The organism is Anaerococcus marasmi (assembly GCF_900290195.1).
Taxonomy (GTDB): domain Bacteria; phylum Bacillota; class Clostridia; order Tissierellales; family Peptoniphilaceae; genus Anaerococcus; species Anaerococcus marasmi.
Genome location: NZ_OLMF01000004.1, coordinates 181,954 through 195,436 on the forward strand (window position 1 = coordinate 181,954; position 13,483 = coordinate 195,436).

Genomic DNA, 13,483 nt, shown 5'->3' on the forward strand with positions numbered 1-13,483 from the left:
GTCAAAACCACTCAATTTACTACTAATTTACTACTTATGAATGAGCTTTGATACGACGATTTATCCTTGAAAAGTGAAGATATAAAGATACTTCCAATAAAATTTGAATATTTAATAGGTAGACACTTCAAAAAATGAGGTGTCTATTTTTTTACCCGATTTTGAAAGGAAGTGAACTTATGAAAACAAAAAATCAAGAATCAAAAGGTCGTTCCCCACTCTTTAAGACCATCAAACATTCATTCAGCCAATAAAACCTGCTAACAAAAGTCAAGGAGAAAAGCAAATTAATTTTGTATTTCTCCTTGTTAATTAGAGTTTAAATTTGAGCATACCAAATAAACCGGTTACTATCGGCTTGTTTTTTTACTATTGCATTCTTAATTCTAGGCTACTTTTAACAACTTCTTTTCTTGTTTTGATGCCATAACTTTTGCATAGTATATTCTTAAGAATTTATTTAATCCTGCAAATTTACATACTTTTTTCGCTTTTCCATCGTTTTCTTTTTTTACCATATACAGATATATTTCATTTTCAGGATCTTTTGCACTCATCATACATTTCATAGCTTGGTAACCTACTTTTCTTAGTATTGCATTGCCTCTTTTTGTTATTTTTCTCTGGTCTGCTTTAAAATTCCCTGATTCATATGGTGGTGAATCTATTCCTACAAAAGATATTAAACTTTTTTTATTTTTGAATTTTGATAAGTCTCCAAACTCTGCTGTGATTTGTACTGCTAATTTATCTGATATTCCTGAGAATTTTTTTGCTTCTTGATATTCTTCTAGGGGCTCGGCAATTTCTATCATTTGTGATAAAATAGTATGTAGAATTTGATTTATATGTTTTATCAATTCTATTCCTTCTTGTATGCTAGTCTTTATATATGAGCTATTAGAAGGTTGAGTTGAGATACTTTCCTCTGCGAGCTTGTATATGGATTTAGCTTTATCAGCATTAGGATGGTATCTCTTTTCTTTTGCCCAGTTTTTAAAATCTTCTATGAATTTTTCTTCTGTTTTTTCTAATACTAGGTTTTTATGCCACCATCTTTCTAAGAAGTCTAATAGTTTATCTTTTGAAAAGTCTCCTGACGCGTGTGGAATTAATTTCTTTATTCCTGGAAATGTTTGACTTATTGTTTGGTCTATGAAGTTCATTTGATTTATTCTTAAGTCCATATAGTGCTGATAGGATCTGTTTAATTCTTTTAGGACTCTGAAATTTTCTGAATCTATTTTGTATTCTTGTAATTCTTTCCAGTACATCAAGCCATATTCTGCTATTTGTATGGCATCTATATTATCATTTTTTGCTTTTCTAAAGTTAAGTACTCGACAAAACTGTTTCATTTTCAAAGGGTTTACCACAGTTACAAAGTATCCTTTGTCTTTTAATTCATAGAGGATTGGAAGATGGTATTTACCTGTTGCTTCCATGATTATTTTTACTTCTTCGTTTAATGAATCTAGTTTCTTTAAAAATTCTTCTACTTTTGTTTTCTTAAGATGGACATCAAAAGGCTTCCAAATGATTTTGCTACCTTGTTCTAGTGCACAGACTGTAAACTTCTCTTTTGCTATATCTATTCCTATAGATATCATTTTATTACCCTCTTTCTTTTAATTTGTAGTTCCTACCTGCACCATTACACTCATTTTAGCTCGTGACACGGACTTTTTGCCCAACCTGCTTAACCGAATATGAATAATGAAGAGATAGATGACAGTTTTATTGGCGGATGTTTAAACCCTAAAAGACGGTCGTCATACTACATCTTCATTATACAAAAATAGTGCAAGATAGAAATTAATTTCTTTCTTACACTATTTATGGTACTAAAAAGAAAGGATAGGTAAAAATATGGAACTTAAATTTGTGATTCCCAACATGGAAAAAACATTCGGCAATTTAGAATTTGCTGGCGAGGATAAAGTCGTTCAGCGAAGAATCAACGGACGGCTAACTGTCTTATCAAGAAGCTATAATCTCTATTCTGATGTTCAAAGAGCAGATGATATTGTGGTGGTGCTTCCTGCTGAAGCTGGCGAAAAACATTTCGGCTTTGAGGAACGTGTGAAGTTAGTCAATCCACGTATTACCGCAGAGGGCTACAAAATCGGCACTCGTGGTTTTACAAATTACCTTTTACATGCTGACGACATGATAAAAGAATAAAGAAAGAGAGGAAAAATGATGAGATTAGCAAATGGCATTGTATTAGATAAAGACACGACTTTTGGAGAATTGAAATTCTCTGCTCTACGTCGTGAAGTGAGAATCCAAAATGAAGACGGGTCGGTTTCAGATGAAATCAAGGAACGTACCTATGACTTAAAATCCAAAGGACAAGGACGCATGATTCAAGTAAGTATTCCTGCCAGCGTGCCTTTGAAAGAGTTTGATTATAACGCACGGGTGGAACTTATCAATCCCATTGCGGACACCGTTGCTACTGCCACCTATCAAGGAGCAGATGTTGACTGGTATATCAAGGCAGACGATATTGTGCTGACAAAGGATTCTAGTTCATTCAAAGCTCAACCACAAGCAAAGAAAGAACCGACACAAGACAAATAGTCGCTAGGTAGAAAGGAGACTTTTTCGCATGAAACAGCGTGGTAAAAGGATTCGCCCATCTGGTAAAGATTTAGTCTTTCATTTTACGATAGCGTCACTCCTGCCTGTTTTCCTGCTGGTTGTCGGACTGTTTCATGTGAAGACAATCCAGCAGATCAACTGGCAGGATTTTAACCTATCACAAGCAGATAAGATTGACATTCCCTATTTAATTATCAGTTTCAGTGTCGCAATTCTTATCTGCTTGCTGGTAGCGTTTGTATTCAAACGGGTTCGCTATGATACGGTTAAACAACTTTACCACCGTCAAAAACTGGCAAAGATGATACTTGAAAACAAGTGGTATGAATCTGAACAGGTCAAAACAGAGGGTTTCTTTAAAGATAGTGCTGGTCGTACAAAGGAAAAGATAACCTACTTCCCTAAAATGTATTATCGACTTAAAAATGGCTTGATACAGATACGGGTGGAAATCACGCTGGGAAAATATCAAGACCAACTCTTACACTTGGAAAAGAAATTAGAGAGTGGCTTGTACTGTGAGCTGACGGATAAAGAGTTAAAGGATTCCTATGTGGAATATACTTTGCTCTATGACACCATAGCCAGTCGTATTTCTATTGATGAAGTAGAAGCTAAAGATGGTAAACTTCGCTTAATGAAAAACGTATGGTGGGAATATGATAAGCTCCCTCATATGTTGATTGCTGGTGGTACAGGTGGCGGTAAAACTTACTTTATACTGACACTGATTGAAGCCTTGCTTCATACAGATTCAAAACTGTATATTCTTGACCCGAAAAATGCTGACCTTGCGGACTTAGGTTCTGTGATGGCAAATGTCTACTATAGAAAAGAAGACTTGCTTTCTTGCATTGAAACATTCTATGAAGAAATGATGAAACGTAGTGAGGAAATGAAGCAGATGAAGAACTATAAGACTGGCAAAAATTATGCTTACTTAGGTCTCCCGGCACACTTCTTAATCTTTGATGAATACGTCGCTTTCATGGAAATGCTGGGAACAAAAGAAAACACCGCAGTTATGAATAAGCTGAAACAGATTGTCATGTTAGGTCGTCAAGCTGGCTTCTTTCTAATACTGGCTTGTCAACGTCCAGACGCAAAATATTTAGGCGACGGAATCCGTGATCAGTTTAATTTCAGAGTGGCTTTAGGTCGTATGTCTGAAATGGGCTATGGCATGATGTTTGGCAGTGACGTACAAAAGGATTTCTTCTTAAAGCGAATCAAAGGTCGTGGCTATGTTGATGTAGGAACAAGTGTCATATCAGAGTTTTATACTCCCCTTGTACCAAAAGGATATGATTTCTTGGAGGAAATTAAAAAGTTATCCAACAGCAGACAGTCCACGCAGGCGACGTGCGAAGCGGAAGTCGCAGGTGTGGACTGATCTTGCTGGCTGGTGTGGCAATAGCCACGCCAGCACTTAACCCCCCGTATCTAACTGGGGGGTACAAATCGACAGGAAACAGTCAAAAAAACATTAGAAAATCCTTTGGTTACAAGGGATTTACAAAATTTCAGCGTATGTCAAATGGGCTTTAAAAGTTGACATACGCCTTTTTGATTGGAGGGATTTTTACTGAATGAACAAACTTGGTTACAGCATTTAAAAGAAAAACGCTTGGCTTATGGACTATCTCAAAACCGTTTAGCTGTTGCGACTGGTATTACAAGGCAGTATCTAAGCGATATTGAAACAGGAAAAGTCAAGCCATCAGAGGATTTACAGCAGTCCCTTTGGGAAGCTCTGGAACGCTTCAATCCCGACGCTCCCCTTGAAATGCTGTTTGATTATGTAAGGATTCGCTTTCCGACAACAGACGTACAGCAGGTGGTCGAAAACATCTTACAACTGAAACTGTCCTATTTTCTTCATGAGGACTATGGTTTCTATTCTTATTCAGAGCATTATGCTTTAGGCGACATATTCGTCCTTTGCTCCCATGAACTGGACAAAGGAGTTCTGGTGGAATTGAAAGGTCGTGGGTGCAGACAATTTGAAAGCTATCTTCTGGCACAACAAAGAAGCTGGTATGAGTTCTTTATGGACGTTTTGGTGGCTGGCGGTGTGATGAAACGCCTTGACCTTGCCATTAACGATAAGACAGGGATTTTGAATATCCCTGTACTCACTGAAAAGTGCCAACAGGAAGAATGTATCTCCGTCTTCCGCAGTTTTAAAAGCTATCGCAGTGGCGAACTGGTACGCAAAGAGGAAAAGGAATGTATGGGAAACACCCTCTATATCGGTTCATTACAAAGTGAAGTTTATTTCTGTATCTATGAAAAGGACTACGAGCAGTACAAGAAAAATGATATTCCCATTGAAGACGCAGAAGTAAAAAACCGTTTTGAGATTCGATTGAAAAATGAGCGTGCCTATTATGCAGTCCGTGATTTACTCGTCTATGACAATCCAGAGCATACCGCCTTTAAAATTATCAATCGGTATATCCGTTTTGTAGATAAAGACGATTCCAAACCTCGTTCTGATTGGAAACTGAATGAAGAATGGGCTTGGTTTATTGGGAACAATCGTGAACGATTAAAACTAACCACAAAACCAGAGCCTTACTCCTTCCAAAGGACGCTGAACTGGCTATCTCATCAAGTTGCCCCGACCTTAAAGGTTGCGATTAAACTTGATGAAATCAACCAGACGCAGGTTGTAAAAGACATTCTCGACCATGCGAAACTGACAGACCGACACAAGCAGATTTTGAAGCAACAGTCAGTAAAAGAACAGGACGTGATAACAACAAAAAAATAACTCAAATACAAATTCATTGAATATAGAGAGGAGAACATTTTTATGAATTTTGGACAAAACCTTTATAACTGGTTTCTATCAAACGCTCAATCACTGGTGCTTTTAGCAATCGTTGTGATTGGCTTGTATCTTGGCTTCAAGCGTGAGTTTAGCAAACTGATTGGCTTTTTAATTATTGCGATTATTGCGGTTGGCTTAGTCTTCAACGCTGCTGGAGTAAAAGACATTTTACTAGAGCTATTCAATCGCATTATTGGTGCTTAAATAAAACCGTTCTTTTGTGGAATATAAGTGGTTTTCTTATGTTCCGCAAAGGAATGGTACACCAAACGAAGTGCGGTAGGGATTTTTGAATCTCTACAAAGAAAGGACGTGAATATATGGACGATATGCAAGTCTATATTGCGAATTTAGGCAAATACAATGAGGGCGAATTGGTCGGTGCGTGGTTTACCTTTCCCATTGACTTTGAGGAAGTCAAAGAGAAAATCGGCTTGAATGATGAATATGAGGAATACGCCATTCATGACTACGAGTTACCCTTTACGGTTGACGAATACACTTCCATTGGCGAACTCAATCGACTATGGGAAATGGTATCGGAATTACCCGAAGAATTACAATCGGAGCTATCTGCTCTGCTCACTCATTTTTCAAGCATTGAAGAACTAAGCGAACATCAAGAGGATATTATCATTCATTCCGATTGTGATGATATGTATGACGTGGCACGCTACTACATTGAAGAAACGGGTGCTTTAGGCGAAGTACCAGCTAGTCTTCAAAACTATATTGATTATCAAGCCTATGGTCGGGATTTAGACCTTTCAGGAACGTTTATCTCAACCAATCATGGGATTTTTGAAATCGTCTATTAAATCTGTCGGTACATTACTACTGGCAGATTTTCTATTTTACGGGGTGGCTCAATCAGCTACCCCTATTTTTTATGAAAGGATTGATTACATGAAGAAAATACGAAGCTATACCAGTATCTGGTCTGTGGAAAAGGTACTGTATTCTATCAATGATTTTAGACTTCCGTTTCCCATAACCTTTACGCAAATGACATGGTTTGTCGTGTCACTCTTTGCAGTGATGATACTTGGCAACTTGCCCCCTCTTTCCATGATAGAGGGAGCATTTCTCAAATACTTTGGGATTCCTGTGGCTTTCACATGGTTTATGTCTACAAAAACTTTTGATGGTAAAAAGCCTTATGGATTTTTGAAGTCTGTCATTGCTTATGCACTGCGACCAAAGCTGACCTATGCAGGAAAAAAAGTAACGCTTGGCAGAAACCAGCCACAAGAAGCCATTACAGCAGTTAGGAGTGAATTTTATGGCATATCCAATTAAATACATTGAAAACAATCTCGTCTGGAATAAAGACGGGGAATGTTATGCTTACTATGAGCTTGTTCCTTACAATTACTCATTTCTAAGTCCAGAACAGAAAATACAAGTGCATGATTCTTTCAGACAGCTTATCGCACAAAATCGTGATGGCAAAATTCATGCTTTACAAATCAGTACAGAATCCAGCATACGTTCTGCACAAGAGCGTTCCAAAAATGAAGTCACTGGCAAGCTCAAAGCGGTTGCCTATGACAAAATCGACCAACAGACAGACGCTTTAATATCCATGATTGGCGAAAATCAAGTGAACTACCGTTTCTTTATCGGCTTTAAGTTGCTTCTCAACGATCAGGAGTTTTCTATGAAAAGTCTTACCGTTGAAGCAAAAAATGCTTTGTCTGATTTTGTCTATGATGTGAACCATAAGCTGATGGGCGATTTTGTTAGTATGAGTAATGATGAAATCCTGCGTTTTCAGAAGATGGAAAAGCTCTTAGAAAATAAAATCTCTCGTCGTTTCAAAATCCGCAGGTTAGATAAGGACGACTTCGGCTATCTGATTGAACACCTTTACGGACAGACAGGCACTGCCTATGAAGAGTATGAGTACCATCTATCAAAGAAAAAGCTGGATAATGAAACGCTGATTAAATACTATGACTTGATTAAGCCTACTCGCTGTTTGGTGGAAGAAAAACAGCGATATTTGAAAATCCAGCAGGAAGATGAAACCGTCTATGTAGCTTACTTTACCATTAACAGCATTGTCGGAGAACTGGACTTCCCGTCCTCTGAAATCTTCTACTACCAGCAACAGCAATTTACATTCCCGATTGATACGTCAATGAATGTGGAAATTGTAGCGAATCGTAAAGCCCTATCTACTGTCCGCAATAAAAAGAAAGAACTGAAAGACTTGGATAACCACGCTTGGCAAAGTGATAATGAAACCAGCTCCAATGTGGCGGAAGCTCTGGAAAGTGTGAATGAGCTGGAAACCAATTTAGACCAAAGCAAGGAATCTATGTACAAGCTGTCTTATGTGGTAAGGGTATCAGCAAATGATCTTGACGAACTCAAACGTCGTTGTAATGAAGTGAAAGATTTTTATGACGATTTAAGCGTAAAACTGGTACGACCATTTGGGGATATGCTCGGCTTACATGAAGAATTTTTACCTGCCAGCAAGCGTTATATGAATGATTATATTCAATACGTGACCTCTGATTTCCTCGCTGGTTTAGGTTTTGGTGCTACTCAAATGCTGGGGGAAAATGAGGGGATTTATGTTGGCTACAGCTTAGATACTGGACGCAATGTCTATCTGAAACCTGCTCTTGCCAGTCAAGGGGTTAAGGGTTCAGTAACCAATGCGTTAGCGTCGGCTTTTGTTGGTTCGCTGGGTGGTGGTAAATCCTTTGCGAATAACCTTATCGTCTATTATGCGGTGCTTTATGGGGCACAAGCAGTGATTGTAGACCCAAAAGCAGAACGTGGCAGATGGAAAGAAACCTTGCCAGAGATTTCCCATGAAATCAATATCGTCACTCTGACTTCTGATGAGAAAAACAAAGGCTTACTTGACCCTTATGTGATTATGAAAAATCCCAAAGATTCTGAATCACTGGCTATTGATATTCTGACATTCCTTACGGGGATTTCCTCTCGTGATGGGGAACGCTTCCCAATCCTTAGAAAAGCCATTCGTGCAGTAACCAATAGTGAAGTACGAGGGTTGATGAAAGTGATTGAGGAATTACGGGTTGAGAATACGCCACTAAGTACCAGTATAGCCGACCATATCGAAAGTTTTACAGACTATGACTTTGCACATTTATTATTCAGTAATGGTTATGTGGAGCAGTCTATCAGCTTAGAAAAACAACTGAACATTATACAGGTTGCGGACTTGGTACTTCCCGACAAGGAAACTTCCTTTGAGGAATATACCACTATGGAGCTTTTATCCGTTGCTATGCTGATTGTCATTAGTACCTTTGCTTTAGACTTTATCCATACAGACCGAAGCATTTTCAAGATTGTAGATTTAGACGAAGCATGGAGCTTTTTACAGGTAGCACAAGGAAAAACACTATCTATGAAGCTGGTTCGGGCTGGTCGTGCTATGAACGCTGGGGTATATTTCGTGACCCAAAATACAGACGACCTCTTAGATGAAAAACTGAAAAATAACCTCGGCTTAAAATTTGCATTTCGTTCCACTGACCTTAACGAGATTAAAAAGACCTTAGCCTTTTTTGGTGTAGACCCAGAGGACGAAAACAATCAGAAGCGATTGCGTGATTTGGAAAACGGGCAATGCCTTATCAGTGATTTATATGGTCGTGTCGGTGTGATACAGTTCCACCCTGTATTTGAAGAACTGCTCCATGCCTTTGATACCAGACCACCTGTGCGAAAAGAGGTGTAAATGTGAAACCATCAATAGTAAACAGAATAAAATCAAACTGGACGCTGAAACGTCTAGGTAAAGTGGCAATGACAGTGGCTTTCACACTTGTGATTGCCATTTTTCTTTTAGCTATGCTGGGAACGGTGGTTCAAGCTGCGGGCTTGGTAGATGATACGGTCAATGTGGCAAATGAATACAGCCGATACCCACTTGAAAACTATCAACTGGATTTTTATGTGGATAATAGCTGGGGCTGGCTTCCGTGGAACTGGTCGGACGGGATTGGAAAACAGGTCATGTATGGACTATATGCCATTACCAATTTTATTTGGACAATCAGTTTGTATGTTTCCAATGCGACAGGTTACTTAGTACAGGAAGCCTATTCCTTAGACTTCATTTCCGCTACAGCAGATTCCATTGGTAAGAATATGCAGACCTTAGCTGGTGTGAGTGCAAACGGATTTTCAACAGAGGGTTTCTATGTTGGATTCCTCTTACTCTTGATTTTGGTTCTTGGGGTTTATGTTGCCTATACGGGACTGATAAAGAGAGAAACCACAAAGGCAATTCATGCCATTATGAATTTTGTGCTGGTGTTTATCCTATCGGCTTCCTTTATTGCCTACGCTCCCGACTACATTAAAAAAATCAATGACTTTTCATCAGACATCAGTAATGCCAGTTTATCACTTGGCACGAAGATTGTCATGCCCCATTCCGATAGTCAAGGCAAGGACAGCGTGGACTTAATCAGAGATAGCCTGTTTTCCATACAGGTTCAGCAACCGTGGCTACTGCTTCAATACAACAGTTCAGACATTGAAAGTATCGGTATTGACCGTGTGGAAAGCCTGCTCTCCACCAGCCCAGATTCCAACAATGGCGAAGACAGAGAAAAAATTGTTGCGGAAGAAATTGAAGACAGAAGCAATACCAATCTAACCATTACAAAGACCATTAACCGTTTAGGTACAGTCTTCTTCCTATTTGTCTTCAATATTGGGATTTCCATATTTGTATTCCTATTAACAGGAATCATGATTTTCTCGCAGGTACTTTTTATCATCTATGCTATGTTTCTGCCTGTGAGCTTTATTTTAAGCATGATTCCATCATTTGATGGTATGTCAAAACGAGCCATAACAAAGCTCTTTAATACCATTTTGACACGAGCTGGAATCACATTGATTATTACGACAGCATTTAGTATTTCAACCATGCTCTATACCTTATCGGCTGGTTATCCGTTCTTTTTGATTGCTTTTCTACAGATTGTGACCTTTGCAGGAATCTACTTCAAGCTGGGCGATTTAATGAGTATGTTTTCTCTACAGAGTAACGATTCTCAAAGTGTGGGAAGTCGTGTGATGAGAAAACCTCGTATGCTTATGCACGCTCACATGCACCGTCTACAGCGGAAACTTGGACGTTCCATGACTACTCTAGGGGCTGGGTCTGCCATTGTTACAGGTAAAAAAGGACAGTCGGGTTCGGGGAGTTCTGCAAGGACACAAGCAGATCACTCCCGACCAGACGGAAAGGAAAAATCAACACTTGGAAAACGTATCGGTCAAACCATCGGTACAGTAGCTGATACCAAAGACAGAATGGTAGACACTGCTAGTGGTTTGAAAGAACAGGTTAAAGATTTGCCGACCAATGCAAGATATGCAGTATATCAAGGAAAATCCAAAGTAAAAGAGAATGTCCGTGATTTAACCAGTAGTATTTCTCAAACCAAAGCGGACAGAGCCAGTGGACGCAAGGAACAGCAGGAACAAAGGCGAAAAACCATTGCGAAGCGTCGCTCTGAAATGGAACAGGTCAAACAGAAAAAACAGCCTGCTTCTTCTGTTCATGAAAGACCGACTACAAGACAAGAACAATATCATGATGAACAGACCTCAAAACAGTCTAATATTCAGACTTCATATAAGGAATCTCAACAAGCCAAACAAGAGCGTCCAGCAGTTAAGTCCGATTTTTCAAGTCCAAAAGTGGAACGCCAAGGCAATACCGTTCAAGAAAAAACCGTTCAAAAGCCAGCAACTTCAACCACTACAGCAGATAGAACTTCACAACGTCCAATCACAAAAGAACGTCCGTCTACTGTTCAAAGAGTACCACTACAAAATACAAGAAGTAGACCACCAATCAAAACCGCCACCATTAAGAAAGTCGGTAAGAAACCATGAAGTTGAAAACTTTAGTGATTGGTGGTTCTGGATTATTCTTGATGGTCTTCTCACTGCTTCTGTTTGTTGCCATTTTATTTTCAGATGAACAGGACAGCGGAATTTCCAATATTCATTATGGAGGTGTGAATGTTTCCGCAGAAGTGCTGGCTCATAAGCCTATGGTAGAAAAATATGCCAAAGAATATGGCGTTGAAGAATATGTCAACATACTTCTTGCGATTATACAGGTGGAATCGGGCGGTACTGCGGAAGATGTTATGCAGTCCTCGGAATCCCTCGGTCTTCCACCTAATTCATTGAGTACAGAAGAATCCATTAAGCAAGGTGTGAAGTATTTCAGTGAATTATTAGCCAGTAGCGAAAGGCTCAGTGTAGATTTAGAATCGGTTATCCAGTCCTACAATTATGGTGGTGGTTTCTTAGGGTATGTGGCTAATCGTGGAAATAAATATACCTTTGAACTGGCTCAAAGTTTCTCAAAAGAGTATTCAGGTGGCGAAAAAGTGTCTTACCCCAATCCCATAGCCATACCTATCAATGGGGGCTGGCGATACAACTATGGCAATATGTTTTATGTGCAACTGGTAACGCAGTATCTTGTCACAACAGAGTTTGATGATGATACGGTACAAGCCATCATGGACGAAGCACTGAAATATGAGGGCTGGCGATACGTTTACGGTGGAGCTTCCCCGACTACTTCTTTTGATTGTAGCGGACTGACACAATGGACGTATGGAAAAGCTGGAATTAACTTACCACGAACCGCACAACAGCAATATGATGTGACCCAGCATATCCCACTATCGGAAGCACAAGCTGGCGATTTGGTTTTCTTTCATTCTACCTATAACGCTGGCTCTTATATTACTCATGTTGGGATATACCTTGGCAATAACCGTATGTTTCATGCAGGCGACCCAATCGGTTATGCCGACTTAACAAGCCCCTACTGGCAACAGCATTTAGTGGGAGCAGGACGAATCAAACAATGAGAAAGGAAGATTTAATGATGAAATTTAGAAAAAATCAGAATAAAGAAAAACAGATACCAAAGGAAAAGAAACCTCGTGTCTATAAGGTCAATCCTCATAAAAAGGTTGTGATTGCCTTGTGGGTACTTTTAGGGCTTAGTTTCAGCTTTGCGATATTCAAGCACTTTACAGCTATAGATACTCATACTATTCACGAAACAACTATCATAGAAAAGGAATACGTTGATACTCATCATGTAGAAAATTTTGTAGAGAACTTTGCGAAAGTCTACTATTCATGGGAGCAATCCGATAAGTCCATTGATAATCGAATGGAAAGTCTAAAAGGCTATCTGACAGATGAACTTCAAGCTCTCAATGTTGATACAGTACGCAAAGATATTCCTGTATCGTCTTCTGTAAGAGGATTTCAGATATGGACGGTAGAGCCAACTGGCGACAATGAGTTTAATGTAACCTACAGTGTAGACCAGCTCATTACAGAGGGAGAAAATACAAAGACCGTCCACTCTGCTTATATAGTGAGTGTCTATGTAGATGGTTCTGGAAATATGGTACTGGTTAAGAATCCGACCATTACCAACATACCTAAGAAATCAAGTTATAAACCAAAAGCCATTGAAAGTGAGGGGACGGTTGATTCCATTACAACCAATGAAATCAATGAGTTTTTAACGACGTTCTTCAAGCTCTATCCTACAGCGACAGCCAGTGAACTTTCCTACTATGTGAATGACGGGATATTAAAACCAATCGGAAAAGAGTACATCTTTCAAGAACTGGTAAATCCTATTCACAATCGTAAGGATAATCAAGTCACGGTATCGCTGACAGTGGAGTATATCGACCAGCAGACCAAAGCAACGCAGGTATCTCAATTTGATTTGGTACTTGAAAAGAACGGGAGTAATTGGAAGATTGTAAAATAACAAATATTGGTACATGATTACAGATACTTTGTAATCATGTACTCTTTTTGATAAAAAATTGGAGATTCCTTTACAAATATGCTCTTACGCGGTATTATTTAAGTGACTATTTAAAAGGAGTTAATAAATATGCGGCAAGGTATTCTTAAATAAACTGTCAATTTGATAGCGGGAACAAATAATTAGATGTCCTTTTTTAGGAG

The 13,483-nt window shown here is 39.0% G+C and carries 12 protein-coding genes; 11 read left to right on the plus strand and 1 reads right to left on the minus strand.

The features are described 5' to 3' along the window. Positions 1–386: 386 nt before the first annotated feature. Positions 387–1,610 (minus strand): IS110 family RNA-guided transposase, encoded by a 1,224-nt coding sequence (locus tag C7D97_RS01015; RefSeq protein WP_105300322.1) that lies wholly within the window; start codon positions 1,608–1,610, stop codon positions 387–389. A 259-nt stretch (positions 1,611–1,869) separates the two neighbouring features. On the opposite strand from C7D97_RS01015, the gene C7D97_RS01020 reads away from it, so the two are divergent. From C7D97_RS01020 to C7D97_RS01075, 11 genes are all read left to right on the plus strand, one after another. After that, positions 1,870–2,184, plus strand: coding sequence for a YdcP family protein (locus tag C7D97_RS01020; RefSeq protein WP_000420682.1), 315 nt, complete (start codon positions 1,870–1,872; stop codon positions 2,182–2,184). A 15-nt stretch (positions 2,185–2,199) separates the two neighbouring features. After that, on the plus strand, positions 2,200–2,586 hold the full coding sequence (locus C7D97_RS01025; RefSeq protein ID WP_000985015.1) for a YdcP family protein: 387 nt from the start codon (positions 2,200–2,202) through the stop codon (positions 2,584–2,586). A gap of 28 nt (positions 2,587–2,614) precedes the next feature. Continuing rightward, positions 2,615–4,000 (plus strand): FtsK/SpoIIIE domain-containing protein, encoded by a 1,386-nt coding sequence (locus C7D97_RS01030; protein WP_000813488.1) that lies wholly within the window; start codon positions 2,615–2,617, stop codon positions 3,998–4,000. A 177-nt stretch (positions 4,001–4,177) separates the two neighbouring features. Then, entirely contained in the window at positions 4,178–5,383 is a 1,206-nt protein-coding gene (gene mobT, locus C7D97_RS01040) for a MobT family relaxase (RefSeq protein WP_000398284.1), read from the plus strand. Positions 5,384–5,425: 42 nt separating this feature from the next. After that, the gene (locus C7D97_RS01045) at positions 5,426–5,647 is read left to right on the plus strand and encodes a hypothetical protein (protein WP_001009056.1); all 222 of its coding nucleotides are present in this window, start codon (positions 5,426–5,428) and stop codon (positions 5,645–5,647) included. Between the two features lie 116 nt (positions 5,648–5,763). Then, a complete protein-coding gene (locus C7D97_RS01050; RefSeq protein WP_000342539.1) occupies positions 5,764–6,261 on the plus strand; it encodes an antirestriction protein ArdA in 498 nt (165 codons plus the stop codon). A gap of 88 nt (positions 6,262–6,349) precedes the next feature. Continuing rightward, on the plus strand, positions 6,350–6,742 hold the full coding sequence (locus C7D97_RS01055; protein WP_000723888.1) for a conjugal transfer protein: 393 nt from the start codon (positions 6,350–6,352) through the stop codon (positions 6,740–6,742). Continuing rightward, the gene (tcpF, locus tag C7D97_RS01060) at positions 6,726–9,173 is read left to right on the plus strand and encodes a conjugal transfer ATPase TcpF (protein WP_000331160.1); all 2,448 of its coding nucleotides are present in this window, start codon (positions 6,726–6,728) and stop codon (positions 9,171–9,173) included. The genes C7D97_RS01055 and tcpF overlap by 17 nt, the downstream gene beginning before the upstream one ends. Before the next feature lie 2 nt (positions 9,174–9,175). Further along, positions 9,176–11,353: a CD3337/EF1877 family mobilome membrane protein gene (locus tag C7D97_RS01065; protein WP_000804748.1), complete on the plus strand. Its 2,178-nt coding sequence runs from the start codon at positions 9,176–9,178 to the stop codon at positions 11,351–11,353. Further along, a complete protein-coding gene (locus C7D97_RS01070) occupies positions 11,350–12,351 on the plus strand; it encodes a bifunctional lytic transglycosylase/C40 family peptidase (protein WP_000769868.1) in 1,002 nt (333 codons plus the stop codon). The genes C7D97_RS01065 and C7D97_RS01070 overlap by 4 nt, the downstream gene beginning before the upstream one ends. A 14-nt stretch (positions 12,352–12,365) precedes the next feature. Next, a complete protein-coding gene (locus C7D97_RS01075; protein WP_000975333.1) occupies positions 12,366–13,280 on the plus strand; it encodes a conjugal transfer protein in 915 nt (304 codons plus the stop codon). The last annotated feature ends 203 nt before the right edge of the window (positions 13,281–13,483 follow it).

Coding starts and splice junctions, on each gene's coding strand:
- C7D97_RS01030 (WP_000813488.1), top strand. CDS start 2,615: ATGAAACAGCGTGGTAAAAGGATTCGCCCATCTGGTAAAGATTTAGTC.
- C7D97_RS01020 (WP_000420682.1), top strand. CDS start 1,870: ATGGAACTTAAATTTGTGATTCCCAACATGGAAAAAACATTCGGCAAT.
- C7D97_RS01075 (WP_000975333.1), top strand. CDS start 12,366: ATGATGAAATTTAGAAAAAATCAGAATAAAGAAAAACAGATACCAAAG.
- C7D97_RS01045 (WP_001009056.1), top strand. CDS start 5,426: ATGAATTTTGGACAAAACCTTTATAACTGGTTTCTATCAAACGCTCAA.
- C7D97_RS01050 (WP_000342539.1), top strand. CDS start 5,764: ATGGACGATATGCAAGTCTATATTGCGAATTTAGGCAAATACAATGAG.
- C7D97_RS01015 (WP_105300322.1), bottom strand. CDS start 1,610: ATGATATCTATAGGAATAGATATAGCAAAAGAGAAGTTTACAGTCTGT.
- tcpF (WP_000331160.1), top strand. CDS start 6,726: ATGGCATATCCAATTAAATACATTGAAAACAATCTCGTCTGGAATAAA.
- C7D97_RS01070 (WP_000769868.1), top strand. CDS start 11,350: ATGAAGTTGAAAACTTTAGTGATTGGTGGTTCTGGATTATTCTTGATG.
- C7D97_RS01055 (WP_000723888.1), top strand. CDS start 6,350: ATGAAGAAAATACGAAGCTATACCAGTATCTGGTCTGTGGAAAAGGTA.
- C7D97_RS01025 (WP_000985015.1), top strand. CDS start 2,200: ATGATGAGATTAGCAAATGGCATTGTATTAGATAAAGACACGACTTTT.